Below are 26,939 nucleotides of genomic sequence, written 5' to 3' on the forward strand. Positions count from 1 at the left end.
TTATGAAGATAGCAACTACTCCCCTCCTTCAACTAAATATTGAACCTATTATACACTTTTTTCGTATAAGTACAAGAAAAATCATGATTTTTTAATATATTTTTCGGATTTTCTGCTCTTTAAAAACCAAAAAAAGAGACATCCAGAGATAAAATTTGCATGTTTTAGTTTCTAACCTCATCTCTCAGAAGGGTGGTTATTCAGCAATCTAGAAGGCTAGTGAGGTAGGGACGAAGTTTTCGTCACAAAAAAGCGAGGCAGAAATAATATTGTCCCCGCCTCGTTTCTCTTATAAATATAAAATTGCAAGTGTTAGTAAGCTAGCTACAAGACTAATGCCCCAGAAAAAGAAATCGACCTTCCATTCGCTCCAAGCTTTACCATGTCCTGACAAACCACCTAATTCAAAATGGTGATGAACTGGTGTCATCCGGAAAATCCGTTTACCACCGGTCAATTTGAAATAAGAAACCTGCATCATGACCGAAGTTGTCTCAAAGACATAGACAATTCCAATGATGAGAAGCGTCCATTCTTGATGAAGCGCCATCGAAATGGCTGCTAACATACCACCGAGAGCTAAACTTCCTACATCTCCCATAAAAATCTTGGCAGGTTTATGATTGAAGATGAAGAAGGCGAGCAGACCGCCAATCATACTCAAAATGACAATTAAAATATCAAAACGATGCTGAACAGTTGCAATAACTGCATAAGCTGCCAAACTGATTGTAACAGAAATGCTAGCTAACCCATCAATACCATCTGTTAAATTGACTGCATTGGAAAAACCGACCAGCCAAAAAAGTGCAAAAGCGATATAAAGATAACCTAAATGAAGTGGGAAGCCAAAAACATTGAGTAAGTCACCTCCGCCATGAGTATCAAAGAAAAAGTAAAAAACAATACCACCAATAATTTGAAGAACTAATTTTTGTTTGGGATTTAAGCCTTCATTTATTTTGCGAAAAATCTTTAAAAAGTCATCCAAGAAACCAACAATACCGTACAAAACAAGAATAAACAATATCATCAAAGCAGCGCTTGAGAGTTCTCTTGATATAAGTGCAATCACAAAACTGGACAAAACGGAAGCTAGCAAGAAAACAGTCCCACCCATGGTTGGAGTTCCCGCTTTTGCTCGGTGCTGCTTCACATCCTCGTGCATTTGTTGCCCAGAAATATGGGCTTTATGATAAAAATGAATAAAAGCAGGTATTCCCACCAAAGTTAGAATAAAGGTCACAACACCTGCAACGATAGCTTGTAACATGCTAATCTCCTAATGTAATTGTTATTTCTTTTATTTTCTTGAGTGATGCATTGGTTTTGACACTTTGGGCAACGACTTTAGAGCCTTTACCCTTAACATGCACTTTTATGCCCAACCATTCACCGAATGTTTCAGCATTTTTCTTGGTCCAACCGTACATATCCGGCATTTCAGTAAAGTCATCTGTTAAGACAAGGATTTGCTGATTGGATTTTAGCACTTCACCTGTTCTTACAGAAACTTTCTTAATATTTTTACCAGTACCTAGGATAATAGGTTGTACAAGATTGCGTCGTAACTCATCCGCTAAATCACCAGGGCTGGTATTTTTAGTAGATGGCATTTTATAAGTTATTTCTTTTGAAACCGATTTTAAAACAGGTGATTGCGTCGTCAAGTTCAACGTATCCTTCATCGCTGCAGCTTCTTCTAACACCGGATTGACAACTTCTTTCCAGAAGATTGGTTGGAAAGATTCTGAAGGCTGTTTCAGAGTTACATACATGATGAAATCAGGATTTTCTGCTGGTGTCATTGCTACAACAGAATAGATGTAATCATTTGCCCCTGTCAGATAACCACTGCCATTTTCTCCGGCAATTTGTGCTGTACCGGATTTAACTGCCACATTTTGATTAGGCACTTTGATAATCGGACCTTCTGCCTTGCTATATAAGGTTCCGTAAATAGGATCTGTACCGACAGTCACCATATGGTCTCTCGTTGACTTAGCAGCATCTTTGGAAACAGGGTGCCCGACAATTTCTGTAGAAGCCTTACGCGCACTTCCACTTTTTGAATCATAAATTGCACTGATGAATTTTGGTTCAACCATTACACCATCATTGGCGATAGAAGAAAAAGCACGTAACATTTGTATCTGAGTAACTGAAATCCCTTGACCAAAAGCACTCATTGCATAAGTAACGATATTATCTGCCGGAAGACCGCCGTAATCTTCATAATTCATTCCAAAGCGTGTGGGTAGTCCAAATTTAAACTTGCTAAGATAGTCTAGCCATTTTTCATCACCCATTTTTTTCTCAAGAGAAGCCATTCCCACATTACTAGAAAGAGCAAAACCTTGAGCATAGGTTAATGTCTGTCCTTCAGAAAGTCCCATGTTGACATTCCAGTCTCGAATTGTTACATCCGCAATTTGTAAGCCACTATTATTATACGTTTCATTTTCTGGGAAAGTGTTATTGTCTATAGCTGCAGCTAGTGTCATGACCTTCATCGTTGAGCCAGGTTCATACTGATTTTGATAGAGAGCACTAGACCAAGCAAAGTCTTTTGTCAGATCTTGCTTTGTATCAGCATCAAAACTTGGACGCTGCGTCGTTGCAAGGATTTCTCCAGTTTTTGCACTGACTAATGTGGCACTGGCATAAGTTCCTTTGGCTTTTTCCACAAAAGTATTCATCCGCGTTTCAAGGAAAGACTGTAAGTCTGAAGATAAGGTTGTATAAACATCTTTTCCATCTTGTGTTTGCCTTGAAACCTTGTCTGATCCCGGTACTATATTTCCGTTTTTATCTTTTTCATAGGTGATGACACCATTTGTTCCAGCTAACGTTTTGTTTAAAGCAGCTTCTAAACCTGTCGTTCCAACAAGTGTTTTACTACCATCTTTATTTTCTTGTAACTGAGCCAATCCAACAAAAACAGAAGCAAAATTCCCATTTTTATAGCTTCTATTTGGACTAGTTGTGAAATCAACTCCCTTTACTTTCGCTTTTTTCAATTCCTCACGAATGGTATTCATATTGCTATAACTGATACCATTCCCTTGAGTACCAAACGAAACTTGTTGTAATTTTTTTCGAGATAGTTGTTTTTTGACGTAGTCCTTGTCCATACCAAGATACTTGTTAAATACATCAGCTACCTTATCGTATTGAGATTCTTCTACATAGAGAATTTCTCCTGTTGCTGACTTATAACTTTTATCAATAACAGCATAAACATTATAGGAAGTCGCATCTTCAGCTATTGGCAAACCATTACGGTCATAAATAGTTCCACGTTTAGCTGGGACAATCTTTGTGATTTGATGCACTTGACTTGCCTGTTCCGCTAAATTCACACCAAATTTCTTTCCCGTTCCAATGATAATTGCAAAATTGATTAGGAAAACAAAAAAGACAAAAACCGTCAAAACGCTTAGATTTTTCCCTACTCGTCTACGGTTGTAACTAGGATTCCTACGATTTTTCAAAGCATGGTTTAAAATTCGTCTTCTGAGTCCATTCATGCTCTACTCCGCCGTTCTGATATTTTCATTATTCTGAGTCATTTCTTGCGAACTCGCTAATTTTGACAAACGTTCACTACGGATCAATTCATTAACCTCTTGCTTGGCATCATCTAACTCTGTTCGCTTCGCTTCAATTTTTGAATTGACAGTTGTTAAATCACGCTGCACTTGCAATAATTTTGTCTGCATAAATACGACACTTGTCGCTAAGATAACTGCCGTCAAGACTATAGCGCCATAAAATGCCTTTTCAACACGAGAAAATCTTTGAATACGCGCCTGAAGTATCTGACTAGTCGTTCTTGGTCTATTATTTGCCATCTCAATCCTCACTTATGTACTTTTTGTGCCACACGCAGCTTGGCTGAATGCGCGCGATTATTGTTATCTAGTTCTTCTTTACTTGGTAAAATAGGTTTCCGAGTAACCAATTTCATTTTAGGTTGTAAATCCTCTGGAATAAATGGTAAACCTTTCGGGACCTCCACTGTTGAAGCTTCTTTAAAAAGCTGCTTGGCCAAGCGGTCTTCTAACGAATGAAAGGTAATCACAGAAATCCGCCCATCAACTGCTAACAAATCCATTGCCTGTTGAATAGACTCATCTGCTGCGCCCAATTCATCATTGACCTCAATACGAATAGCTTGAAAAATCTGTTTAGCTGGATGACCTTTTTTCTTTAATTCCTTGGCAGGCTTAGCAGATTTAATAATCTCCGCCAACTCCGTAGTGGTTTCAATCGGTTTCTTTTCACGCATTTGCTCAATTTTACGAGCAATTTGTTTTGAAAATTTATCTTCTCCATACTTAAAAAAAATCCGCACTAAATCATGATAGCTATATTGATTAACTACTTCATAAGCTGTTAGCTTTGCCTCACGATTCATTCGCATATCAAGCGGAGCATCTTGTTTATAGGAAAAGCCACGCTCACGCTCATCAAGTTGCGGACTCGAAACTCCTAAATCATAACAAATACCATCAATTTCTTCAACACCTAGTTCATTCAAGCGAGCTTTTAAATGACGAAAATTGTCATTGATAAAAGTCACCATTCCTTGTTCAACATACGACGCTAAGCGTTTTTGAGCATGCTCAATAGCAGTCTGATCTTGATCAAAAGCATATAGATGACCGTTTTTCCCTAATTTACTCAATAAATATTCACTATGTCCTGCTCCACCTAATGTTGCATCAACATAGACTCCATTTGGTTTTATATCAAGTTGATCAATGGTTTCGTGCAGAAGAACTGTTACATGATGAAATTCATTTGTCATATCTTTACTATTATACCACAAAGATTTAAAAAAAGAATTTTAGAATCATGTAAAGTTTTTTGTCAATTATACTTGACATATCAGCCAAGGATTTTTATAATAAAATCACAAACGTCAGTTATATTTGACATCAAAATAAGGAGAAATGCATGAATCGCGTGAGAGAATTCCGAAATAGTCTTGGGCTATCACAATTAGAACTTGCTAAAAAGATCGGCGTTTCGCGGCAGACAATTAACATGATTGAAAACAACAAATATAATCCCACACTAGAACTTTGCATTAACCTAGCACTAGCTTTGGGAACAGACCTAAACACACTTTTTTGGAATGACAAGAATGATTTGAAGGGATACAAAAATGAAAAAGGAATCTTTAACTGACAAACTAATCAAACGTATATTTAGAATTGTCGGACCACTAGATGAATATCGACGGCGAGAGATTGGCAAAGCCAGCAGCGCGACTTTTATCTGACTTTATTATATTTTGCTATTCTCTAGTCTTATGGCTTCTATTTTGGGAATTTATTTCCCCAAAGTGATTGCAATCGCATTTCCTATATTTATATTATTGCTAGCACTTTTAACACAAGAAATCGTCTACCTAAAGACTGAAGACCGAGGTGTGCAAAAGTTTGATAAAGAAGAGCTTCCAACCTTACCAATCACGCCACAACAACTGAAAAGGCAAGCGATTCTGACAGCTATTTTATTGCCCCTTGCTATCTTTTTATGGATAGTTTTTCAAAAATCGCTAGACTGGAAAGTAAACTATTTACATGCTCTCTGGCGTTCCCTAACTAGTCCACTTGTCATTTTGCTCATTGTGGGATTCCTCATTATCGGACCACTCGTTGGCGGTATGATCTACTTTCCACAAATAGAACTCCTAGAAAAAAAGAAAGAAAATAGAAAGGCTAAACTTAAATGAAACTTCAACAATATAAAAAAATTATCTTACCTCTTCTAGTAATTCTCCTTATCATTTCCTTCTACTTTTTCTTCATCTTAACAGATCCAATCTTGTTCTGGTTAGATGTAGCAGTGATTGCTGGTTGCATATTTTTCGGTCGAAAACTTTTAAAGAAGGACTAGACTTCTTGCGCCTTCCTTCTCGTCTTTTAAGCTGCTTTGTGGTAAAATAAAGTCATTATTCTATGAAGGAAGATACGAATGTCACGTTTTTTATCCAGATTATCTCCTGCTAGGCGCATTTTATTGAGTTTTGCCCTTGTGATTGTGGTGGGTTCTCTTCTTTTAAATCTGCCTTTTATGCAGACAGCGACCTCTAAAGCTAATTATTTTGACCACCTCTTTACATCAGTTTCAATGGTTTGTGTGACGGGGCTTTTTACGCAGTCTGTTGCAGATACTTACAATGTTTGGGGGCAAATCATCTGCATGCTCCTCATTCAGATTGGCGGATTGGGGCTGATTAGCTTTATTGGGCTGATTTATGTACGTTCCAATCAAAAACTCAGTTTTTCCAATCGTACTACTTTACAAGAAAGTCTTAGTCGAGATGAGACAAATTCTATTCGCGACTTTCTTCGCTCCATTTTTCTTATTACTTTCAGCATTGAAACTCTTGGAGCATTTATCCTCAGTTTTCGCTTTGTCCCCCTTTTAGGATGGGGAAAAGGACTTCTAACTTCCATTTTCCTTGCTATCTCTGCATTTTGTAATGCTGGATTTGACAACTTAGGAAGCACTAGCTTATTGGCATACAAAACAGATGCCTTGGTCAATTTGACCATTGCTGCTTTGATTATCATGGGAGGCTTGGGTTTTTCAGTTTGGTTTGACTTAAAAACAAATATCCAGACAAAAGGACATAAGCGAAAATTGCGCTTTCACACAAAATTGGTTCTTGCTTTAACGGCTCTCATCTTAATCAGTGGAACCTGCTTGACATTTCTAACAGAATACCAAAATACAGCTACGATTGGTCGACTTCCCTTTGAAAAGAAACTTTTAGTCAGCTTCTTTCAAACCGTCACCATGCGGACAGCTGGATTTGCAACAATTGACTATACACAAGCTCGCCCAGTAACCCTTCTCCTTTACATCATTCAGATGTTTCTAGGAGGTGCTCCCGGAGGAACGGCAGGGGGCTTAAAAATCACTACTTTTTTGGTCGTATTAGCCTTTGCCCGAACGGAAATCCTTGGCTTGCCTCATACTAATTTTGGCCACCATACGTTTTCTCCCTCTACCATTCAAAAAGCCTTTAGTGTCTTGATTGTCTTTACAACAACCTTTATCATTGGCTTGACTTTTTTGACTATGGTCGCTGATAATGGACATCGTTTTATTTACTTAATGTTTGAAGCCATGTCTGCTCTTGGAACGGTGGGCGTAACGGCAAATCTAACACCTACTTTAAACCATGCCGCCTTAACGGTGATTATGTTTTTAATGTTTATCGGACGTATCGGACCATTGACCTTAATTGTCAGTCTTTCCAATCGAAAACCGAAGAAAAAAGACACAATTAAATTTGCCAATGCAAATATTATTATTGGATAGGAAGGAATTTTATGGATAAACGAACAATCGGTATACTGGGGCTGGGAGTTTTCGGTCGCAGTATCATTAACACACTTCGCAAATACAACTGCGATATTATAGCTGTCGATGACCACGAAGATGTCATCAACCATTTTGAACCCATTTTAGCACGAGGCGTGGTCGGCGATATTACAGACCACGATTTGCTGCAAGCTGCAGGAATTGATACCTGTGATACGGTAGTGGTCGCTACTGGTGACAATCTAGAATCGAGTGTCCTTGCCGTCATGCACTGTAAATCTTTAGGCGTTGAAAAGGTGATTGCCAAGGTGAAAAGTAAGACAACCAGAAAAGTATTGCTAAAAGTTGGAGCTGATCGCTGCATCTCCCCTGAGCGTGAAACCGGGATTTCGCTTGCTAAAAATATTTTGCACCAAGCCACGACTGACGTCATTGAATTAGATAAAAATGTATCTATTATCGAATTTTATCCACCTCAGGCTTGGATTGGTAAAAATTTAGCACAATTAAAACTTCGTCAGAATCATAAGCTTAACATCATTGGTTTTCGAGAAGCACCCGACGGTGTTCTCAACATTGATACATCACCTGACTATACCTTTAAAAAGGACGAACTGTTGATGGCGGTTATTGACAGTCAAACATTTGACCACTTTGAAGATATTACAAAATAGATGAAAACATCGCTGAGAAAAATTCTCAGCGATGTTTTGTTACCTTTATTACGAATTTGGATCATCCAAACTTCGACCATGCAAGCCTTTTTCACGTTGGACTTGGCGAAGTTTTTCTGGCGTGATGTCATTGCCCTCTTCATCCACAATTTTAATCCCTTCAATGTGGTGGCGAACGCTACGACGATAGCCTTCAATGTATTCTTCACGCAATTTAGCTTGCTCTACTTTTTCTTCTGGCGTTAGGCCAACTGTTTTTTTCTTTTTGGCAAGTTCATTGATGCGTTCGATTTTCTTTGGTTCCATTTTTCCCTCCTTGAATTATTTTGTATTGATTTGGTTAAATTGTGCCACTTTTTTGGCTTTCGTCATTAAGGCAGCTAAGAGTGCCAAACGATTTGCTCGGACAGTTTCATCTTCAGCCATAACCATAGTATTGTCAAAGAAAGCATCAATCACTGGACTTAAAGCGAAGAGTCCCTCAATATTATCTGTTAAGTCATCAGATAACGTTAAGTTTTCTACTGCTGCATGAAGGGCTTTTTCTTCGGCATTTTCAAAGAGACTCTCGTCCACAACACCAGCCGTTTCTGCTTTTTCTGCCAAGTTAAAGACACGTGCTAAACTTTCGACCGATGATTTGAAAGAATCTTCTTGTGCTTTTTCTGCTAGAAGGGCCCCCACCTCGACCAAATCACGTACAACAAACGTCGAGCTGTTGAGCACAGCTGTCACGATATCTTTCGGAATATCGCTGTCCATCATTTTTTCAATACGTGCACGGAAGAAATCAAGCACTTGTTCTTTATTGCTATATGTGAGACTGTCAAATTGCAGCGCATAGAGCTGTTCTATCAATTCATCTAAAGCAATGTGCCAACCAAATTTATCAAGAATGCGCACGACACCTTGCGTTGCTCTACGAAGAGCATAAGGGTCATTTGAACCGCTTGGAATGAGTCCGACCGAGAAGAAAGAAAGAATCGTATCCATCTTGTCTGCAATAGCTAAAATTGCACCAACTTTCGTGTCTGGCAATTCACCGTCACTGGCAGTTGGCAAATAATGCTCCCGAATAGCTTTAGCTACTGCTGTGTTTTCTCCTGCAAGCAGGGCATATTTTTCACCCATGATACCTTGCAGCTCATCAAACTCACCAACCATACCAGTCAACAAATCAAACTTGTAAATAGCTGCAGCTCGCGCTACATCTTTCATTTCTTGCTTAGATAACTGAGCTTTTTCTGCTAAAAGAGCTGCAATCTTTGCTGTTCGTTCCATGTGCTCTGCTAGAGAACCTATTTTTTCATGGAAGGTCACATTTTTCAACTTTTCAACCAAATCAGAAATAACCAATCGTTGGTCTTCGCGCCAGAAAAATTCTGCATCTTCCAAACGAGCTACCAAAACTTTCTGATTTCCTTTGACCACATTTTCAAGATGTTCTGTATTTCCGTTGCGTACCGATACAAAATATGGAAGAAGTTTGCCATTTTCGTTACGAACAACAAAGTATCGTTGATTGACTTTCATGGAAGTCACAAGAACTTCCTCAGGTACATCTAGGTAACGCTCGTCAAAACGCCCGATAAAAGCGGTTGGGTATTCAATCAAATTCAGCACTTCGTCCAGCAAATCTTCGTCAATCTCCACATGAACATTGTGCATTCTCTCAATTTCTTTGATTTGATCCAAAATCATGTTTTCACGTTCCATTGGGCTGGCAATGACAAAAACTTTGCGCAAGTCCTCTTCATAAGAATCTGCTGACTGAATCTTCACTTCATGGCCGAGAAAACGATGCCCCCGACTTGTCCGTCCACTTTCAATATCGAACAAATTCATCAAAAAGGACTCATCATCCAACAACACAGTTAGGGTATGAACGGGGCGAATATATTCAAATGTATTGGTGCCCCAGTGCATATTGACCGGAAAACTCAGAGAGGTCAGCACATCGGCAACTCCGTCAATCAATTCCTCAACAGGTTTTCCGATTTCTTGCTTGGTGACATAGACATATTCTTCGCCTTTGACTTCACGAAAAGTGATATCTTCAACAGTCAAGCCTTTTCCACGAACAAAACCTTGCGCGGCTTTAGTGAAATTTCCATCTGCATCCAAAGCAATCTTCTTGCTTGGTCCTTTAAAATCTTCTGTTAAATCTGTTTGCTTTTCACTTAGATTGGACACGCGCACAGCCAAGCGACGAGGAGTTGAAAACATTTCAATCTTATCAAAAGTTAAACGATTGTCTGTTAAAAAGGCTGCCATTTTATCACGTAATTGATTCATGCTTGGTGTCACGACATAGGCTGGCATTTCTTCTAGCCCTAACTCAACCAATAAATTCTTCGTCATTTTTTACTCCTCCTCAGCCAATAATTTCTCACGTGTTGCTTCATCCAATAATGGATAACCTAGTCGTCTGCGCTCTGCTACAAAAGTTTTAGCAACAATACGCGCTAAATTGCGAATGCGAGCAATGTAGCCTGCACGTTCTGTCACAGAAACAGCTCCACGAGCATCCAACAAATTAAAGGTATGAGAGCATTTCAGCACATAATCGTAAGCAGGATGGACGAGATTGTATTCTAAACAGCGCTTCGCTTCTGCTTCAAAATGATCAAAATTTGCTAAAAGCAAGGCTTGATCGCTCACTTCAAAACTGTATTTTGAATGCTCAAATTCTGGTTGGCGGAAAATTTCTCCGTATCTCACGCCATCAGCCCATTCAATATCATAAACAGAATCCATCTCTTGGATATAAGATGCCAGACGCTCCAAACCATAGGTAACTTCAGATGTCACTGGGTTGGTAGGCAAACCACCGACCTGTTGGAAATAAGTAAACTGCGTGATTTCCATACCGTCAAGCCATACTTCCCAGCCTAGACCTGCAGAACCTGTTGAAGGATTTTCCCAATTATCCTCTACAAAGCGAATATCATGTTCCAACGGATCAATTCCCAATAACTCCAAAGACTGCAAATACAGCTCTTGAATATTACTTGGACTTGGTTTCATCACAACTTGAAACTGGTGGTGTTGGTAAAGGCGATTAGGATTTTCACCGTAACGTCCATCTGCTGGACGACGTGAAGGCTCTACATAAGCCGCATTCCACGGCTCAGGACCAATGGCACGCAAGAAAGTATAAGGACTCATGGTACCAGCACCTTTTTCATTGTCGTAAGCCTGCATGAGCATACAGCCCTGTTCATTCCAAAAATGCTGCAACGTTAAAATAATTTCTTGGAAGGTTAACTTCTTCGGCATAATGTTTACTCCATTCTTTTTATTATAATATTCTTGTAACTTGAGTTTATAGTGGGAATATACTAGTGTCAACAAGTGAATCAATTTGATTAACAAAACAAAAAGCAGAACTGCACTCGATACGACACCCTATACTGCTTTGCATAGGGGCGTCAAAACGCGGTTCCACCCTAGTTTATTACTTCATTGTTAATATAGCCTTAAGATAACATCAAGGACTAAAATTTACCGAAAGCTCCGTCCTCATCTTTCACTTATCTGGCTTCCACCACCCCAGACTCGCTAGAAAATATCCTGACAAGACCTCTTTCATAAAAACTATTATAGCAGGAAAATAAAATTTTGTAAAATAGAAATACTGATGAAATTTACCATAGATTTGAAAAAAGTTTGAGGCTGGGTAAAAATTCCCAACCTCAAAGCATAATATGTAATAAATCAACAACACAGAGTGACGGATAGATCTTGCAAAACAAGTCTCAAGGCGTTTGATTTTTCAAGCTCAGAAAAATACTTTTGACGAAAACGTTGTTTTCTTTATCCACCACCTCAACAGTCTGGGAGACTGTTGAGCAACCTTGTGGGGTAGGACTATGAACTACATTTTTGTTTCATTTAGTTCTTATACGTAATCTTTACGATTACACCCTTTCTGTGGGTGAGTGCGTAGCAATCATGGCTGTCTGTCCCACTCCCAAACTTTTCTCAATTTTTATTTAAGAGACTAACTCATTAGAAGCTGCTGTTTTTGTCAAAACACTTACTGTTTGAACCTTTTGAGGTCTTTTCCCATTTAATTTTCGTTTTGCTTCTCTTAAATTTGCAGTAGCTGCTTTCACTTCTTCCCTACTTGCTCCTGGATTTGCCAATACAGCTTGTACTTCTTCAAAAGCTGTTAAGTAAGCTGCTTTGACATCATCAGAAGCATAAATGAAGCGATAGTTACTTGCTTGAAATTCCACTTCTCTATCCACTAGCTTTTGCAAGCTGCTAAAGTTCGTGTCTTTGCCATTCAGTCGCTGCTCTGCTGCTTTTAATTGGGCTAAAACTGTATCAATTTGTTCTTGAGTTACACGCTCCTGTGCTAACAGCAAAGCAACTGCTCGGAAAGCTTGGTCATAATTGCGACGGTATTTCTCTGTAGCGTTAGCATAACGTCCTGTTTTTGTCATAGCACCATAGGCAGCAATGGCTTGCTTCACAGAAGCAATATCAGAATCTTTACCGTCCAAATCGTTAGAAGCCGTATTTAAGGCTGCTAGAACTTTATCCACTTCTGCTTGAGTCAATTTGCCAGCCACAGCAGCTTGAGCTACTGCGTAAGCTTGATCGTAAGCTGTGCGTTTTTCTGCAGCTGCATTATAATACTGAGCAGATGCGACAAGACTGGCTTGTTTATTGACAGCCGCTAGTAGCTGCGTTTTTATAATAACCGCTAACTTAAGAAGATTATTTTGACCTTCAAAGACCTCAACCGTTGGATTTTCATCCCACAATTCATAACCCGCAGGAAGTTTCACAAGAACTGTATAACGACCTACTGCAACCGTTTTTCCAAAAGCATTTTGACCATATTTTTGCACTGGTAATACCAATAAATCTCCGTCTGCATTTTTTAAGACGACTGATGTATTTTTAGGAACCGCTTGGTCAAAAGCTACACTTAATGGAGCATAGGCGATTTCTTTCGCTAAAAATTCAATCGTTTTAAAGCTATCCTCAGCTGTCAAATCAAATTCTTGCGTTTGAGGGCTGTACAGTTTTAGACCGCCTTTGTCATAAGTGAACAATTCAGCCACATAGTGTCCAAATCCTAAGAAGTTGATGTCATTTCCTTTATCAAGATTAACATAGTTACCGTTTGCATCTTTGATACGATATACAAAGCTCGTATCCAAATCTTTATGACTTTCAGCATCTACCAAAGCTACACGAATTCGTCCACTATTTTCATCTCCTACTAATTTTGCTAAAGAGATAACATCTTTATTTCCAGCAAAATCTTCTACCAAATAGAAAATATTGGTCTTTTCTACACCTTTTGGCAAAGTGTAACTGCCGTCTTGATTTGCTGCAATATAAACACGGCGTTCATAAATGCGTACATTTCCCAAAGCATCTCTAGCTTGATAGAGGACGCTATTGTTTTTATCTTGCTGAAGGTAGAAGAGGCTTTTTCTTAGAATTCCACCCTCCCCTTCATCTTTTACCTGACGAGCGACAAATGTTTCTACTCCATTTGTATTTGTGATATAACCTGATGTGATGACTGGCTTTTGTGTATCAATTTGAAGTTGGAAAGCTACCGCTTGTTCATTTGCCCCAGGGACATCTGGTGTGTAGCGGATTACATAGGTATATAGGCCGTCTTTCACAGCATTTCCGCTACTATCACGACCATCCCATACGGTATTTTCAACCACATAAGATTTCGGCCCTTTACTATCAAAGTAATTTTTACGACCATCTAAAGCTTTGCTGCTCTTCCAAATTGGTGAACGATAATCTGTATCCGTACTTGCATAGACGCTGGCGGTTAGATTGGTGAAATTCCGATAAAATACAGAGCGGTACTGAATCAAGTCTTTGTTGCCGTCATTATTTGGAGAAAAGGCAAGACGAACATTTCCATTGGCATCCAACTGCAAGACATTTGTGCCTTGCTCATTTTCCACCGTACCAAGGACAATCGGACTACGAGCTGTTGTTTGCCCAGTTGAATAAAGGGTTTCATTAGCTGTCGTTAAAATAGCACTCACATTGTCACCGGCTGAAATACTCTTATCTTCAGGAACATCGTAATAAAATCCAGATTTTCCTTCTTTAACTAAATTATAAATTGGTTTTTCAGCTGCTGGTAGATTTTGAAATTCACCACGGAAGCCCATAAATGGCATGCTAACCACATCACCGTCATCAGCCGGATCGACAAAACGAACAAAGCCTTCTAAGAAGTAGCCGTTTGGCATGAGCTTGGTCAATTCTTCTGCAAATTTAGATGTATTGACTTTGACCGTGACACGTTCACTGCTGTGTGCCTTAACAGTAATCTCAGGCCAGACAGTTTCTGTTAATTTTCTAGGAGTGAGTGTAAAACGCCCGTCCTTAACATTGTCTGTATTCGTATTGACAATCATTTTCAATGTCCGATCTTTATCAGAAAGATTGTGAACGGTCACATCAAATGTAAATTCATCCTTAACATTTCCAAGCGATACACTAGGATAATTATTTTCGCCCGTTACATATAAATCTGTAGATACGGCTGCTGCTGTGTCTACAATACCAGCTCCTTGTTGACGGGGTGAAGTGTACGTTCCAGTTTCCTTATTGACATGCGGTTTCGCTGTAGACATAATCAAGGCTTTGACTAATTCTGAAATTTCTGCAGGAGATTTGTCTGGGTATTTCTTTAGCAAATACTGTTTGACAAGAGCGGCTACGCCAGCTACATGAGGAGCTGCCATACTGGTTCCGCTTATACTGCCGTAAGTATTATCATTAAAAGATGAAAAGATAGAGCCACCAGGAGCAGTTACATCTGGTTTCAATTGACCATCTGTTGTTACACCCCAACTTGAAAAATCGGACATTTTACCAGATTCTGGATTGGCCCGATTAGCCATCGCACCATTAAATACTAACTTGTACTTGCCAGCTTTCAGCGCTTCACCATATTCTTTGGAAATAAAGACTGCCGGATTTTTCTTGCCCTCTCCGTCTAAAGCCATTGTAACATTCGCACCTGCGACATTATTATAGACCAATATTCCAGTCGCGCCGTGTTTCAGTGCATTGTTTGCTTTTTCTGCAAATGTAATACTGCCACGTTGCACAAGAGCTAGTTTTCCTTTGACATCCACTCCGCTAAAGTCTTCTTCACGACCAAGTCCAGCGTCTACATATTCATACTCTTTTCCTTTTTCAAACTGTCCTTCTGTTTCAGCTGCTGCATAAGTGAATTTCCCATGATTTAATTCAGCATTGTTTTCCAACCCAAGGACATTAAAGACTTCTTCTGTGACCACTGTATTATTGACGGAAGCAACAGAGATTGAGTCTTCTACCGTAGAGGGATTTCCGACTAATCCATAATCAGGATTTTCCGCTAGTGGTTTATCATATCCATATCCAAATGTGTTGCTGTTCCCTGCAGATATGAGGACTGAAACTCCTTTTGCACGGGCACGTTTAATAGCATCCACAATGCTTGGATCAGCATTGACAGTGGAACCAGTAGAAGAACCCAGACTCATATTGATAGAATCCGCTCCAAGGGCAACCGCATCATCAATGGCTTTCGCATAAATAGCTGAACTAGTAGTTCCGCTACGATCAGAAAAGACCCGCATAAACATAACCTGCGCTTCAGGTGCTACTCCGTAAACATATTCACCATTAGCACTTTTCTTATCTGGATTTCCTGTAGCAATCCCTGTTACATGCATCCCGTGCGATGACGTATCTTTTTCTTTAATATTATCATCACCGTCCATATAATCATAAGCATAGACTACTTTGTCATTGTACCATTTCCCATAGTCAATGCCAGCTGCACGCTTAACAGCCTCCATTTCGGCTTCAGTTTTGTATTTTCCTTTTGAAGGATCTGTAATCCGCAATACTTCATGGTGAACATCCAAACCAGAGTCAATAATCGCTACAACAGTACCCTCCCCTTTATAACCTTGATGCCAGGTTTGAGGAACTTTGATGATTTCATTACTGCTAACACTTGCAGGTCTTGCTTCATCTGACACAGGTGTCTTAGCCGGCTCAGCTTTTGTAGTAGGTGCAGCTGATGAATTCGTCACAGAAGTCGACTCTGCCTCTGTTGATGTTGCTTCCGGTTGCGAAGCTGATGTAGTTTCCTCCTTTGTAGCATTTGTATCTTCTGGAGCTGGTTGCTCTTCAGCGTTGGAAGACACTTCAGCCGGAGAGCTTGATGTCACTTCAGCAACTTGAGCAGTCGCTGTCTGTTGCGGTGTTTCAGCAGGGGTGGCTACTGAAGAATCTGTTTTCTCTGCCTCAGATTCTGTATTTTCAGACGCAGTTGCTGATTGAGTAGTCGCTTCTGTTGTCGTAACAACATTCGTCTCCTGTGCAACTACGGGCTTAGCTGCCACTTGCTCCTCAGCTTGAACTTGAGCTGCTCCAATCACTAAAAATGTACCTAAAACGACCGAAGCCAAACCAAACTTATACTTTCTCAATGAAAAACGTTGTTTTTGCATATAAATCTCCTCATTTTTATTTTTTTAAAGTTATTATATCGTAAATTTTTCTGAAGATTCACACAAAATAGCATTTGTAATGAAAACGTAACATTTCTTTATGAACATATATAAAAAATAGAAAATATAAAGTTTTAACTATAAAATTATTTTATTTATATAACCATCGTTCGGAATACACACATACTGATTATGAAAAAGCTGAAAAAAAAGAACCTAGGGTGTTATCCTAGATTCTAAAAAACTGTATGAATACTTCAATGTTCCATCTTTACGCTTCGTATCGTTTTTCACCATCAAGATAAGTTGCAACGAGTTCTAAATCCTTGTTCAAAACGATAAAGTCCGCATCGTGACCTTCTTTGATTTGACCACAAACATCATCAATATGGACTGATTTTGCGGGATTGAGGGTTGCCATCATAACTGCTTCATGTGGGTTAGCAATGCCCCATTTGACCACATTTTTCAGTCCGTCTTTCAATTTCAAGATAGAGCCTGCGAGGTTGCCTGTTGATTTGAGACGAGCAGTTCCGTTTGCGACCACTACTGGAAATTCGCCCAACATATAATCTCCATCTTCCAAGCCGCCTGCAGTCATACAGTCTGTAATGAGTGCTACATTTTCATGGCCTTTTTGCTTCATCAAAATATCACAGGCTTTCGGATCAACATGGTGGCCGTCACAAATCAATTCTGCATAAGTATGAGGCAGCTCATACATAGCTCCGACCATGCCAAGTTCTCGGTGGGTCAATCCACGCATTCCATTATAAGCATGAACCCAGACACTAGCACCTGCGTCCACAGCTGCTTTGGCTTCTTCAAAAGTTGCATTTGAGTGCCCCAACGCAACCGTTACGCCCTCATCCGTAATAGTGCGAACAAAGTCTTCAACACTTTCTCGTTCTGGAGCTAGAGCGATTTTATTAAGCAAACCATTTGAAGCTTTTTGCCAAGCACGAAATTCATCCATTCGAGGATCTTTCATGTAAATTGGATTTTGAGCTCCTTTGTATTTTTCTGTGAAATACGGTCCTTCAAAATAAAGCCCACGAATCTTAGCACCTGTTGCTTCTTGGTAATGAGCACCAATATTTTCGGTCACAGCTAGCAGTAATTCAAAAGTTGAGGTCAAAGTTGTTGGCAAAAAACTGGTGACACCTGTTGACAACAGTCCTTCACTCATGGTGTGAAGCGTCCCTTCGATATTATTGTCCATCACATCCACACCACCAAAGCCATGAATATGAGTATCTACCAAGCCTGGCGCAATAGAATAACCTGTGTAATTTATCACATCTGAATCTGCTGGAATTTCCTTGGACCATTTTCCAAATTTGCCACCGACCAATTCCAGATAGCCACCTTGACGAATACCATGGGGATAGAAAAATTGATCAGCTTGAATGTATTTAGGCATAATAAAACCTCCTTCATTCGATGAGAGTTTATATTAAGTTACAATTTCTAGCAACTGCAATTGATATTTTGAGGCACTCTCACATTTATTCATTATGTCCCTTTTATTATACCGCTTTCTTCTTTTTTTGTAAATGGTATAGACCTATTTTGTGTATTTTAAATCATCAAAAAACAAACTACCTCTCAGCAGTTTGTTTCTCAATCTTAAATTTGTTCCGCTTGCACTTTTTCCGCCAAATTCATAGCGTGATCTGCTACTCTCGTATAGTGAGAGATGATATCAATAAAGTTTACGCCTGCTTGCGTAGAGCATTCTCCTCTGTTCAGGCGATGGATATGCGTCTTCCGCAATCTGCGTTCCATTTTATCAATCGCTTCATGCTTAGCCACCAGACTATTTGCCAATTCAATATCATTATTTTCTACAGAAGCTAAAGATTCTTTAATGAAACTAAGAGTCATATTGTAAATCAACTCCAACTCTTGCAAGGCTGCTGGAGAAAATTCTACTTTTTTTCGACGGATATAGTCTGTCAAGTTGATAAGCGCTTCACCGTGATCTCCGATTCTTTCCAAATCGCGTGAAGAGTCCAGAATATTAGTCAGTACTTCACTTTCTTTTTGACTAAGAGGTTCACTAGATAAATCAATCAGATAGCGTGTCAGATCTTCATCAATCTTGTTGATTGCTTCTTCCGTTTTATGCCCTTTGTCTGCTGACTTTTCAGTATTGTTCACAATATAATCATAAGCCAACTCAAATGAGCGCATCGCATAACTTCCTAAATGCAGCAATTCTTTTTTTGCATTTCCTAAAGCAAGCGATGGAGCTTGTTTAATCAAAATCACATCCAAATAAAGCGGCTCGTATTTCACGACTTCATCTTCACCTGGGATTAGCTTCGTTACCAAAGTAGCCAGCAAGCCAATGAATGGAAATTGGATAATGGTATTGGTGACATTAAAAGTTCCGTGGGCAAAGGCAATGGTCATTTCTGGACTTAAATGGAGAGCCGTTTGAAACCACTGAATCAAGCTTGTAAATGGTCCTAACACAATCAAACACAAAATGGTACCAACCACGTTAAACATTACATGAGCACCTGCCACACGTTTTGCTGCAATATTAGCACCTAAGGATGCAATAATCGCTGTAATCGTTGTCCCGATATTATCCCCAAAAAGAACTGGCAAAGCTCCTTTTAGCTCAATTAAGCCACTTGCATACAGATTCTGCAAAATCCCAATGGTAGCAGACGAAGCTTGAATGAGCAATGTAATCCCTGTTCCTACAAATACACCAAGAACTGGATTTCCACTTAACTTTATCATGTATTCACGGAAGGCGTCTAAATCTTTCAAAGGCTCCATAGCGCCACTCATCAGATTTAAAGCAAAGAAGATACCACCAACCCCAAATAGAACGCGACCGATATTATTGACGGAGCGCTTTTTGGTAAAGAAGAGACAGACTGCTCCTAAAAAAAGAATGGGCAAGGCATAATCACCTAGCTTAAAACCAATAATAAAAGAGGTCACTGTCGTTCCGATATTGGCTCCCATAACAATCCCAATTGCCTGCCTGAGCGTTAAAAGTCCCGCACTCACCAATCCAACTGTAATAACTGTCACACCTGAACTGGACTGAATGAGAGCTGTTAGACCAATCCCAACTAGAACACCAAAAAATGGATTGCTTGTATATTTGTCAATAAAATAACGAAGCCGATCACCTGCAGCCTGCTGCAAGCCATCCCCCATCATTCGAATACTATATAGGAAAAGTCCTAAACCGCCTAAAAAGCTAAATATAATTTGCTGCCAATTGATGGACATCTTTTCCCCTCCGAAAAATATGTAGCGGATTATCTCCTTTTCTATTTTAATGGATAAGTGTAAAAGTAACAAGCCTTTTTTAGCATTTTTATCAAAAAAAGAAAGAAAAATAGAATTTCCTTTCTTTTTAAATATATTGATATAGCTAAATTACGTTTTATTTTCGTTCTAAATCACGGAGCATTTGGTCAATTTTATTCCCGTATTCAATGGATTCATCTTTGATAAATGTCAAATCAGGAATTTTATACATCTTCAAGTTGTGACCCAATTCACGTTTGATCGTCCCTTTGGCTTTTTCTAAACCAATTTGAGCTTTTTCTTGCTCAGAAGCAAGCTTGCTCATCAGCGTATAGTATACTTTTGCCATTGACAAGTCACCCAACATTTGCACATCTGTAATGGTAATTCCTTGAACACGCGGATCACGAACTTTTTTTTGCAAAATTTCATTGACTTCACGTTTGATTTCCATGCCCACACGATCCACACGAAATTGATTTGCCATGATATCTCCTTTCACTTACTTTAGAAAAAGGTTGAGGCAGACTTTAATGAACCATAGCCTGTCTCTTTTCCATTCATATTTTATTTGGTGATTTCTTCCATGATGTAGGCTTCAATCATGTCGTCTACCTCGATATCATTGTAGTTCTCGACCATGAGACCACCTTCTTGCCCATTGCCAACTTCTTTCACATCATCCTTATAATGTTTGAGGCTAGCAAGCGCACCATCAAAGATGACAACACCATCACGAATCACACGAACCTTAGAATCACGAGTTACTTTACCGCTAACCACCATAAAGCCACCAATGGTACCGACTTTAGAAACCTTGAAGGTTTCACGGATAACAGCTTCACCGATAATTTTTTCTTCGTATTCTGGATCCAACATCCCTTTCATGGCATCTTCTACTTCTTCGATGACTTTATAAATAATGCTGTGAAGACGAATTTCGACATCATCGGCTTCTGCTTGTTGACGAGCTTGTGGGGTAGGACGAACATTGAAACCAATGATAAAAGCATTTGAAGCTTCGGCAAGAGTCACGTCAGACTCGTTAATAGCACCAACTGCTGAGTGAACAATCGTGACTTTAACGCCTTCTACTTCAATCTTTTGAAGGGAAGCCGTCAAGGCTTCGGCAGAACCTTGCACGTCTGCTTTGATAATAACATTGACAGACTTGACTTCGCCTGCTTTAAGGGTATCAAAGAGATTTTCAAGACTAACACGGTGAGTTGCTTGGCGTTGCTTCATGAGAGCACGTTTTGCACGTTCTTCACCAGCTGCACGCGCTGCTTTTTCATCTTCATACACTGCAAAATGATCACCAGCCATCGGTGTTTCATTTAGACCCGTGATAGATACTGGTGTAGACGGTCCAGCAACTTTCACTCGGCGTCCGCGGTCATTGGTCATCGCACGTACACGTCCAAAGGTATTTCCGACAACGATTGGATCCTGCACATTCAAAGTACCTTGTTGAACGAGCAGAGTTGCCACCGCACCTTTTCCTTTATCCAAGCGCGCTTCGATGACCGTACCGATTGCGCGAACATTCGGATCGGCTTTTAATTCTTGAATTTCGGCTACAAGGAGAACTGTTTCGAGCAACTCCTCAATATTTTGATTGAATTTCGCTGAAATTTCGACGAATTCAGAATCACCGCCCCAAGCAGTTGACATAACGCCATATTCAGCCAATTCACCGATAACCCGTTCAGGGTTGGCACCTGGCTTATCAATCTTGTTAATCGCTACAATAATGGGGACACTTGCTGCTTTTGAGTGGTTAATGGCTTCAATCGTTTGAGGCATTACCCCGTCATCTGCTGCCACAACAAGAATCGTAATATCTGTGACAGAAGCACCACGTGCCCGCATAGAAGTAAAGGCCGCATGCCCTGGCGTATCTAAGAAAGTAATTTTCTTACCATTTTCTTCAATCTGGTAAGCACCGATATGTTGTGTAATCCCACCTGCTTCACCTGTGGCAACACGAGAATTACGCAAGGTATCCAAAAGCGTTGTTTTCCCATGGTCAACGTGTCCCATAATGGTCACAACCGGTGGACGCTCTACCAAGGCATCTGGATCAAGATAATCATCATCCACAAAGAAGCGATCAATATCTGCATTGTCCACTTCAACTTTAGCATGAGCTTCAATACCATAATCCACCATGAGGAGTTCAATGGTGTCACCATCTAACGATTGGTTTTGGGTCGCCATGACTCCCATCATAAAGAGTTTCTTGACAATTTCAGCTGGTTCGCGCTTAATCCGCTTTGCAATCTCTGCAACGGTCATGCCTTCTGTATATTCAAACTCTTTTGGCAATTCATGGAATTTACGTTCTGTAACCGGTTTTGGAGTTTGGTTATTGCTCCGATTATTCTTGCCTTTTTTATTTTTCTTGTTATGATTCCAATTACTATTCTTTTGATTTCTCACTTGATTTTGACTGCTTCGATTCTTTTGTTGTTTTCTTGGACCATCTTCTTCACGATCAAAGTCATCGCGTTTCTTGTCTGGCCGGGCTTGTTTTTTACGACGAGTGTCAACTGCGGGAGTTTGACTCGCTTCAGGAGCAACTTGGGGCTGTGGAGCTGGCTTTGTTGCTTCCACGATAGTAGCTGCTGCTTGAAATAATTCTTCTACAGGTTCTTTCCGTTTATTCTGCTCGCGTTGAGCTGCTTTCGCAGCCTGAGCTTGTTTGAAACGTTCTTCACTACCACGAGCGTATTCAGCATTTTGTTCAGCTTTCAGAGCTGCTGCACGCGCCTTGAAATCAATGCGTGGTCCTTGATTTGTTTGAGGGCGATTCTGATTTGCAACATGTGAACGATTTTGCCCTTGGCGACGATTGTCTTGGTTTCGATGATTGCGATTGTCGCGTTGTTCGTTGCGATTTTGATTGCTTCGATCATTACGCTGATTGCGCTCATCTTGATTTCGTTTGTCGCCATTTTGTTGTTTTTGCGGACGATTGTCTCGCTGTTTATTCCGTCGTTCTGCTTGCTCTTTTGCTCTTGCCTCTCGTTCAGCCTTAAAATTACGACTTTTTGGTTTTGCAGGCGCCGACTTCATTTCCACTTCCGACTTTTGCTTCGGAGCTACTGCCTTCGGCTCTGCTTTCTTCTCAGCCTCGGTCGTTTCTTTTACTGCCGTTAAAGCTGACGGTTGCTCTTTAGGCAACGATTGAGTCGGCTTTTGAGTCGTTTCTTTTTTAGGAGCTGCTGCTTGAGAAAAGCTAGCTGTGATACGTGTTGCTATTTCACTTTCCACGCTGCTGGCATGACTTTTTACCTCAATACCAAGCTCTTTTGCACGCGCCACAATTTCCTTGCTTTCTTTTCCCAGTTCTTTCGCGATTTCGTACAATCTTACTTTAGACAAATCTTGTCCTCCTCTTCTATTCCATAAGAGACCTCATTTTCTTTGTAAATCCAGCATCAGTGATGGCAAGCACTTTTCTTGCCTTGCCTACTGCGGTGCTTAATTCCAGTGTTGAAAACACGGTTGATACTTCTACTTTATAGTAATGACTTTTATCAGTAATTTTCTTGGTCAAATTTGGAGCAGCATCGTTGGCTAAAAATACCAACTTTGCTTTCCTATTTTGTATAGCCTTAACAACCAATTCTTCACCCGATATGATGCGACCTGCTCGTTGTGCTAAGCCAAGTAAATTTGCTAGTTTTTGCTTATTCAAGACCTAACTCTCTTCTTTTGACCTTGTGATCCACGTAAGCAATCAGTTCATCGTAAAAATCGTCTTCCACTTCCATATTGAAACTGCGATTAAAGACTCGTTTTTGCTTAGCTTGAAGCGCTTCTTCATTATCAAGTTTGATATAAGCTCCACGTCCGTTCGCCTTACCTGTCGGATCAATGAAAATTTGACCTTCTTTGTTTTTGACAATGCGGAGTAAATCACGCTTGTCAATGATTTCGTTAGAAACTACTGATTTTCGTAAAGGGATTTTTCTTGTTTTTGCCATTCTTTCCCTCCTTTAGTCTGCTGCTTCAACTTCACTTTCCACAAATTCTGTTTCTACAGGACTTTCAACTGCTGTAAATTCTTCTACTTCTTCAGCAAATCCACCAAGCTCACCTGCTTCTTCCATAGCTTCAAATTCACTTGCAGATTTGATGTCAATTCTGTAACCTGTCAAATGAGCTGCCAAGCGTACGTTTTGTCCGCGACGACCGATTGCAAGAGACAATTTGTTATCTGGCACAACGACAAGAGCATGCTTGCTATCTTGACTGTCAAAGATGACTTGATCCACTTCTGCCGGAGCAATCGCATTGTAGATGAATTCAGCAGGATCTGCTACCCACTCAATCACATCGATGTTTTCTTCAATAGGAATCATACGGTCTGATTTTGCATCATACTTAGCTGGATGAAACTTGCTGGTGATTTTCTTGATGTTTGCGCCACCACGTCCAACGATTGTACCAATTGCATCTACATTTGGGTTGTGACTGCGTACCGCAACCTTGGTTCGATCACCTGCTTCACGAGAAACGCTCATGATTTCAACCGTTCCGTCATAAACTTCAGGAATCTCTTGCTCCATTAAGCGTTTGATCATTTCTGGATGACTGCGGCTAACAAAAACATTCACACCGCGAGGATTGTCCTCAACCTTATAAACAAAAACTTCAATGCGATCATGTGAAGCAAAGACTTCTCCAGGAATTTGGTCTTGTTTAGACAACTGCGCTTCAATGCTGCCAAGATTGACATAGATGAAACGATTGTCAAAACGTTCGACTGTTCCTGACATGATTTCATTCTCATGTTCTTTGTACTTATTGTAAGTAATTGCCCGCGTTTGTTTGCGCATTTTTTCCATAATTGTTTGCTTAGCAGATTGAGCTGCTACCCGACCAAATTCAGCCGGTGCTTCTTCAAATTTGATTTTATCACCAAGTTCATAAGCCGAGCTAATAGCAAGAGCATCTTTTAAGCTGATTTCCAAACGGCTATCAAAAACTTCGTCCACCACTTCACGAACCGTATAGACACGAAAATCTCCTGTTTTTTCATTAAATTCAATAGCTGCACTATCTGACTGACCATAACGGCGACGATAAGCTGAACGAAGTGACTCAGTCACTGCTTCGATAATGTCTTCTTTTTTGATCCCTTTGTCTTCTTCCAAAATACGGAAGGCCTCTAGCATTTCTTTACTCATGTCTTTTTAGCTTTTGCGGAAACAAAAGCAATCCTTTCTTTTTATTCTTGCTAAAATTTGACTGCTAATCTTGCTTTAGATACTAGTCTGTAAGGAATTTGAACAACTTTCTTACGCGTCTTATCCCTATATTCCATTGTTAAATGATCTTCCTCAAAAGAAAGCAATGTTCCTTCAAAGGTTTTACTTTTATCAACTGCTTGATACAGACTAACATGGATATATTGCCCAACTGCATCTGCTAATTGTTCTTTCGTTTTCAGCGGACGTTCCAACCCTGGGCTAGTTACTTCAAGAAAATACTGCTCAGGAAAGGGATCCGGCTTAATCGTGTCCAAAAGCGGACTGATGATGTCCGTCAAATCTGCCGTATCATTTACGGTAATCCCTCCCGGCTTATCTACAAAAATACTAAGAACATGGTCGCTCCCCATCTTACCGTACTCAATATCCACTAATTCATACGGTTCTTGGATGACTGGCTCGACAACCTCTTTTACCAATTCTACAATCGTTGCGATAAGACTACACCTCCTCACAGATAAGAGGCGAAGATACTTCCTCGCCTCTCTTTCATATTCGTCACTTGTATTATAGCATAAGAAAAAATAAAATGCAAGAAAATATATTCCTGTATTTTATTTGATGCTATACTTATCAATCGTAAGAAAATTGATTGATTTCAGCATTGTGGTTGACAGATAATTCTAAAAAGAATTGACTATAAAGTCAAATAGAATAACCTACAATCAAAATCACTCCTCATAAAGGTTTTTTATTTCGAAATTAAATAGCAAATAATTGACCTACAAGATAAGTTACTGTCATAGTCAAAAGTCCAATGACTAAGTTTCGAATCATGGCATTTTTTATCGGTGCTTTTCCTAACTTGGCACTGGTGTATCCCGTTCCCAATAGCGATAAAGCAACGATGACTACTGTCGCCGGAATTCTATAACTAGCAGAAAAGAAGACAATGCTCAGCATGGGAAAGATAGCTCCTGCTACAAAAGCGATAAAGCTGGAGATTGCTGCATGCCAAGGATTAGTAAATTCTTCTACTTCAATACCATACTTTTCCGCTACCAAAGCTTTGAGAGGATCCTTTAAAAAAGCTCGATTGGTTAAAAGCTGGGCAGAAGTCTCACACTCGCCATTCTGGATATAAGCTGCATAGAGCGACTGCCTAGCAATATCTGGATTTTTCATTAAAAGATCTCGCTCTCTAACAACTGCGGCCTCCTCCGTATCCTTTTGAGTGGAGACAGATACATATTCACCACCTGCCATGGAAAAAGCTCCCGCAAAGACTGCTGCTAACCCAGAAAGAAAGATAATCCAAATACTTTCTGTCGCACTTGCTACCCCTATTACCACACCCGCGATAGAAATAATACCATCATTGGCCCCTAATACTCCAGCTCGCAAAATATTAAGCCGACCGCTAAAATTCTTATCAATCTCTTGTTCTCTCATCATCGCCAACCTTCTCTTTTCTCTTTATTTAGAATTATTATAAATAAAAACTTAATCAAGCACAAGAGAAAAGAACAAAATGAGAAAAGTTCTACTATTTAATAAAATTTCTTGAATATCTACTTGGACAGAAACGTTTTACTTTTTAGCAAACTCAAAACAAGACCATTCTACCAAATCACACATATATATATTTATGATAAAAGGTCATTCGATTGATACCACAATCTCCTACAATGTCCTGAATCGTAAATTTTGTTAATAGCTTTTATAACAAAATGTTTAAATGAAGCTTCTAAAGTTCATTTTGTCGCTTGAGACATTCTTTTGCTCCTCTTGTTTTTTAGCAATCTTTTCTCCTGAAAATCAGAAAAGGGAGTGGAGGCTGGGACAAAAGTCCGACCTCAAATATAAAAAGCGAACAAAACTAGTTTTCCGGTAATCAGAAT

Annotated in this window: 22 protein-coding genes and 1 pseudogene; 5 read left to right on the top strand and 18 right to left on the bottom strand. The window is 39.7% G+C overall.

Annotated features, from left to right (window positions below):
• Positions 1-289: 289 nt before the first annotated feature.
• Genes mraY through rsmH form a run of 4 tightly spaced genes read right to left on the bottom strand, consistent with a single transcriptional unit; the run spans position 290 to position 4,813 of the window.
• A complete protein-coding gene (gene mraY / locus ABKA15_RS07690) occupies positions 290-1,273 on the bottom strand; it encodes a phospho-N-acetylmuramoyl-pentapeptide-transferase (RefSeq protein ID WP_049514309.1) in 984 nt (327 codons plus the stop codon).
• 1 nt (position 1,274) lies between these two features.
• A complete protein-coding gene (gene pbp2X / locus ABKA15_RS07695) occupies positions 1,275-3,530 on the bottom strand; it encodes a penicillin-binding protein PBP2X (RefSeq protein ID WP_186832778.1) in 2,256 nt (751 codons plus the stop codon).
• A gap of 3 nt (positions 3,531-3,533) precedes the next feature.
• Positions 3,534-3,854: a cell division protein FtsL gene (gene ftsL / locus ABKA15_RS07700; RefSeq protein ID WP_003031041.1), complete on the bottom strand. Its 321-nt coding sequence runs from the start codon at positions 3,852-3,854 to the stop codon at positions 3,534-3,536.
• An 8-nt stretch (positions 3,855-3,862) separates the two neighbouring features.
• Positions 3,863-4,813, bottom strand: coding sequence for a 16S rRNA (cytosine(1402)-N(4))-methyltransferase RsmH (gene rsmH / locus ABKA15_RS07705; protein WP_049514314.1), 951 nt, complete (start codon positions 4,811-4,813; stop codon positions 3,863-3,865).
• Positions 4,814-4,962: 149 nt separating this feature from the next.
• On the opposite strand from rsmH, the gene ABKA15_RS07710 reads away from it, so the two are divergent.
• The 5 genes from ABKA15_RS07710 to ABKA15_RS07730 all read left to right on the top strand — a co-directional run bounded on the left by ABKA15_RS07710 (position 4,963) and on the right by ABKA15_RS07730 (position 8,021).
• The gene (locus ABKA15_RS07710; protein WP_049507201.1) at positions 4,963-5,196 is read left to right on the top strand and encodes a helix-turn-helix transcriptional regulator; all 234 of its coding nucleotides are present in this window, start codon (positions 4,963-4,965) and stop codon (positions 5,194-5,196) included.
• A complete protein-coding gene (locus ABKA15_RS07715) occupies positions 5,174-5,290 on the top strand; it encodes a DUF3278 domain-containing protein (RefSeq protein ID WP_080984172.1) in 117 nt (38 codons plus the stop codon). Before ABKA15_RS07710 ends, ABKA15_RS07715 begins: the two co-directional genes overlap by 23 nt.
• 150 nt (positions 5,291-5,440) lie before the next feature.
• Positions 5,441-5,746, top strand: a complete 306-nt coding sequence (locus tag ABKA15_RS07720; RefSeq protein ID WP_264341058.1) for a hypothetical protein — start codon at positions 5,441-5,443, stop codon at positions 5,744-5,746.
• Between the two features lie 242 nt (positions 5,747-5,988).
• A complete protein-coding gene (locus ABKA15_RS07725) occupies positions 5,989-7,344 on the top strand; it encodes a potassium transporter TrkG (protein WP_049514317.1) in 1,356 nt (451 codons plus the stop codon).
• An 11-nt stretch (positions 7,345-7,355) separates the two neighbouring features.
• Complete coding sequence (locus ABKA15_RS07730) at positions 7,356-8,021, top strand: TrkA family potassium uptake protein (protein ID WP_049514318.1); 666 nt, start codon at positions 7,356-7,358, stop codon at positions 8,019-8,021.
• 48 nt (positions 8,022-8,069) lie between these two features.
• Here the strand turns inward: ABKA15_RS07730 and ABKA15_RS07735 are convergent, their stop codons facing one another.
• The 14 genes and pseudogenes from ABKA15_RS07735 to ABKA15_RS07800 form a co-directional block, all read right to left on the bottom strand.
• Positions 8,070-8,327 (bottom strand): DUF896 family protein, encoded by a 258-nt coding sequence (locus tag ABKA15_RS07735; protein WP_003025937.1) that lies wholly within the window; start codon positions 8,325-8,327, stop codon positions 8,070-8,072.
• A gap of 15 nt (positions 8,328-8,342) precedes the next feature.
• Complete coding sequence (gene glyS / locus ABKA15_RS07740; protein ID WP_049514320.1) at positions 8,343-10,382, bottom strand: glycine--tRNA ligase subunit beta; 2,040 nt, start codon at positions 10,380-10,382, stop codon at positions 8,343-8,345.
• Positions 10,383-10,385: 3 nt separating this feature from the next.
• Complete coding sequence (gene glyQ / locus ABKA15_RS07745) at positions 10,386-11,300, bottom strand: glycine--tRNA ligase subunit alpha (protein WP_049514325.1); 915 nt, start codon at positions 11,298-11,300, stop codon at positions 10,386-10,388.
• 716 nt (positions 11,301-12,016) lie between these two features.
• Positions 12,017-16,534 (bottom strand): S8 family serine peptidase, encoded by a 4,518-nt coding sequence (locus ABKA15_RS07750; RefSeq protein WP_049514327.1) that lies wholly within the window; start codon positions 16,532-16,534, stop codon positions 12,017-12,019.
• 271 nt (positions 16,535-16,805) lie between these two features.
• The gene (gene nagA, locus ABKA15_RS07755; protein WP_049514328.1) at positions 16,806-17,957 is read right to left on the bottom strand and encodes an N-acetylglucosamine-6-phosphate deacetylase; all 1,152 of its coding nucleotides are present in this window, start codon (positions 17,955-17,957) and stop codon (positions 16,806-16,808) included.
• 206 nt (positions 17,958-18,163) lie between these two features.
• A complete protein-coding gene (locus ABKA15_RS07760) occupies positions 18,164-19,795 on the bottom strand; it encodes a Na/Pi cotransporter family protein (protein WP_049514329.1) in 1,632 nt (543 codons plus the stop codon).
• A 157-nt stretch (positions 19,796-19,952) separates the two neighbouring features.
• Positions 19,953-20,303, bottom strand: a complete 351-nt coding sequence (rbfA, locus tag ABKA15_RS07765; RefSeq protein WP_049514331.1) for a 30S ribosome-binding factor RbfA — start codon at positions 20,301-20,303, stop codon at positions 19,953-19,955.
• Between the two features lie 80 nt (positions 20,304-20,383).
• Positions 20,384-23,203 (bottom strand): translation initiation factor IF-2, encoded by a 2,820-nt coding sequence (gene infB, locus ABKA15_RS07770; RefSeq protein ID WP_049514333.1) that lies wholly within the window; start codon positions 23,201-23,203, stop codon positions 20,384-20,386.
• Between the two features lie 16 nt (positions 23,204-23,219).
• Positions 23,220-23,519 (bottom strand): YlxQ-related RNA-binding protein, encoded by a 300-nt coding sequence (locus ABKA15_RS07775; RefSeq protein ID WP_049508327.1) that lies wholly within the window; start codon positions 23,517-23,519, stop codon positions 23,220-23,222.
• Positions 23,512-23,808, bottom strand: coding sequence for a YlxR family protein (locus tag ABKA15_RS07780; RefSeq protein WP_003025961.1), 297 nt, complete (start codon positions 23,806-23,808; stop codon positions 23,512-23,514). The genes ABKA15_RS07775 and ABKA15_RS07780 overlap by 8 nt, the downstream gene beginning before the upstream one ends.
• 12 nt (positions 23,809-23,820) lie before the next feature.
• Positions 23,821-25,014: a transcription termination factor NusA gene (gene nusA / locus ABKA15_RS07785; protein WP_049514334.1), complete on the bottom strand. Its 1,194-nt coding sequence runs from the start codon at positions 25,012-25,014 to the stop codon at positions 23,821-23,823.
• Between the two features lie 50 nt (positions 25,015-25,064).
• The gene (gene rimP, locus ABKA15_RS07790; RefSeq protein ID WP_049514335.1) at positions 25,065-25,553 is read right to left on the bottom strand and encodes a ribosome maturation factor RimP; all 489 of its coding nucleotides are present in this window, start codon (positions 25,551-25,553) and stop codon (positions 25,065-25,067) included.
• A 247-nt stretch (positions 25,554-25,800) separates the two neighbouring features.
• Positions 25,801-26,490, bottom strand: coding sequence for a VIT family protein (locus ABKA15_RS07795; RefSeq protein WP_026248194.1), 690 nt, complete (start codon positions 26,488-26,490; stop codon positions 25,801-25,803).
• A gap of 141 nt (positions 26,491-26,631) precedes the next feature.
• Positions 26,632-26,813, bottom strand: a pseudogene (locus ABKA15_RS07800) (dihydroxyacetone kinase transcriptional activator DhaS); the annotation flags it as partial.
• Positions 26,814-26,939 lie beyond the last annotated feature (126 nt).

Origin of the sequence: Streptococcus sp. KHUD_010, assembly GCF_040207525.1 — a bacterium.
GTDB lineage: Bacteria > Bacillota > Bacilli > Lactobacillales > Streptococcaceae > Streptococcus > Streptococcus hominis.

Excerpts from the sequence above, each read along its gene's own strand:
- mraY (WP_049514309.1), bottom strand. The coding sequence starts at position 1,273 with ATGTTACAAGCTATCGTTGCAGGTGTTGTGACCTTTATTCTAACTTTG.
- pbp2X (WP_186832778.1), bottom strand. The coding sequence starts at position 3,530 with ATGAATGGACTCAGAAGACGAATTTTAAACCATGCTTTGAAAAATCGT.
- ftsL (WP_003031041.1), bottom strand. The coding sequence starts at position 3,854 with ATGGCAAATAATAGACCAAGAACGACTAGTCAGATACTTCAGGCGCGT.
- rsmH (WP_049514314.1), bottom strand. The coding sequence starts at position 4,813 with ATGACAAATGAATTTCATCATGTAACAGTTCTTCTGCACGAAACCATT.
- ABKA15_RS07710 (WP_049507201.1), top strand. The coding sequence starts at position 4,963 with ATGAATCGCGTGAGAGAATTCCGAAATAGTCTTGGGCTATCACAATTA.
- ABKA15_RS07715 (WP_080984172.1), top strand. The coding sequence starts at position 5,174 with ATGAAAAAGGAATCTTTAACTGACAAACTAATCAAACGTATATTTAGA.
- ABKA15_RS07725 (WP_049514317.1), top strand. The coding sequence starts at position 5,989 with ATGTCACGTTTTTTATCCAGATTATCTCCTGCTAGGCGCATTTTATTG.
- ABKA15_RS07730 (WP_049514318.1), top strand. The coding sequence starts at position 7,356 with ATGGATAAACGAACAATCGGTATACTGGGGCTGGGAGTTTTCGGTCGC.
- ABKA15_RS07735 (WP_003025937.1), bottom strand. The coding sequence starts at position 8,327 with ATGGAACCAAAGAAAATCGAACGCATCAATGAACTTGCCAAAAAGAAA.
- glyS (WP_049514320.1), bottom strand. The coding sequence starts at position 10,382 with ATGACGAAGAATTTATTGGTTGAGTTAGGGCTAGAAGAAATGCCAGCC.
- glyQ (WP_049514325.1), bottom strand. The coding sequence starts at position 11,300 with ATGCCGAAGAAGTTAACCTTCCAAGAAATTATTTTAACGTTGCAGCAT.
- ABKA15_RS07750 (WP_049514327.1), bottom strand. The coding sequence starts at position 16,534 with ATGCAAAAACAACGTTTTTCATTGAGAAAGTATAAGTTTGGTTTGGCT.
- nagA (WP_049514328.1), bottom strand. The coding sequence starts at position 17,957 with ATGCCTAAATACATTCAAGCTGATCAATTTTTCTATCCCCATGGTATT.
- ABKA15_RS07760 (WP_049514329.1), bottom strand. The coding sequence starts at position 19,795 with ATGTCCATCAATTGGCAGCAAATTATATTTAGCTTTTTAGGCGGTTTA.
- rbfA (WP_049514331.1), bottom strand. The coding sequence starts at position 20,303 with ATGGCAAATCAATTTCGTGTGGATCGTGTGGGCATGGAAATCAAACGT.
- ABKA15_RS07780 (WP_003025961.1), bottom strand. The coding sequence starts at position 23,808 with ATGGCAAAAACAAGAAAAATCCCTTTACGAAAATCAGTAGTTTCTAAC.
- nusA (WP_049514334.1), bottom strand. The coding sequence starts at position 25,014 with ATGAGTAAAGAAATGCTAGAGGCCTTCCGTATTTTGGAAGAAGACAAA.
- ABKA15_RS07795 (WP_026248194.1), bottom strand. The coding sequence starts at position 26,490 with ATGAGAGAACAAGAGATTGATAAGAATTTTAGCGGTCGGCTTAATATT.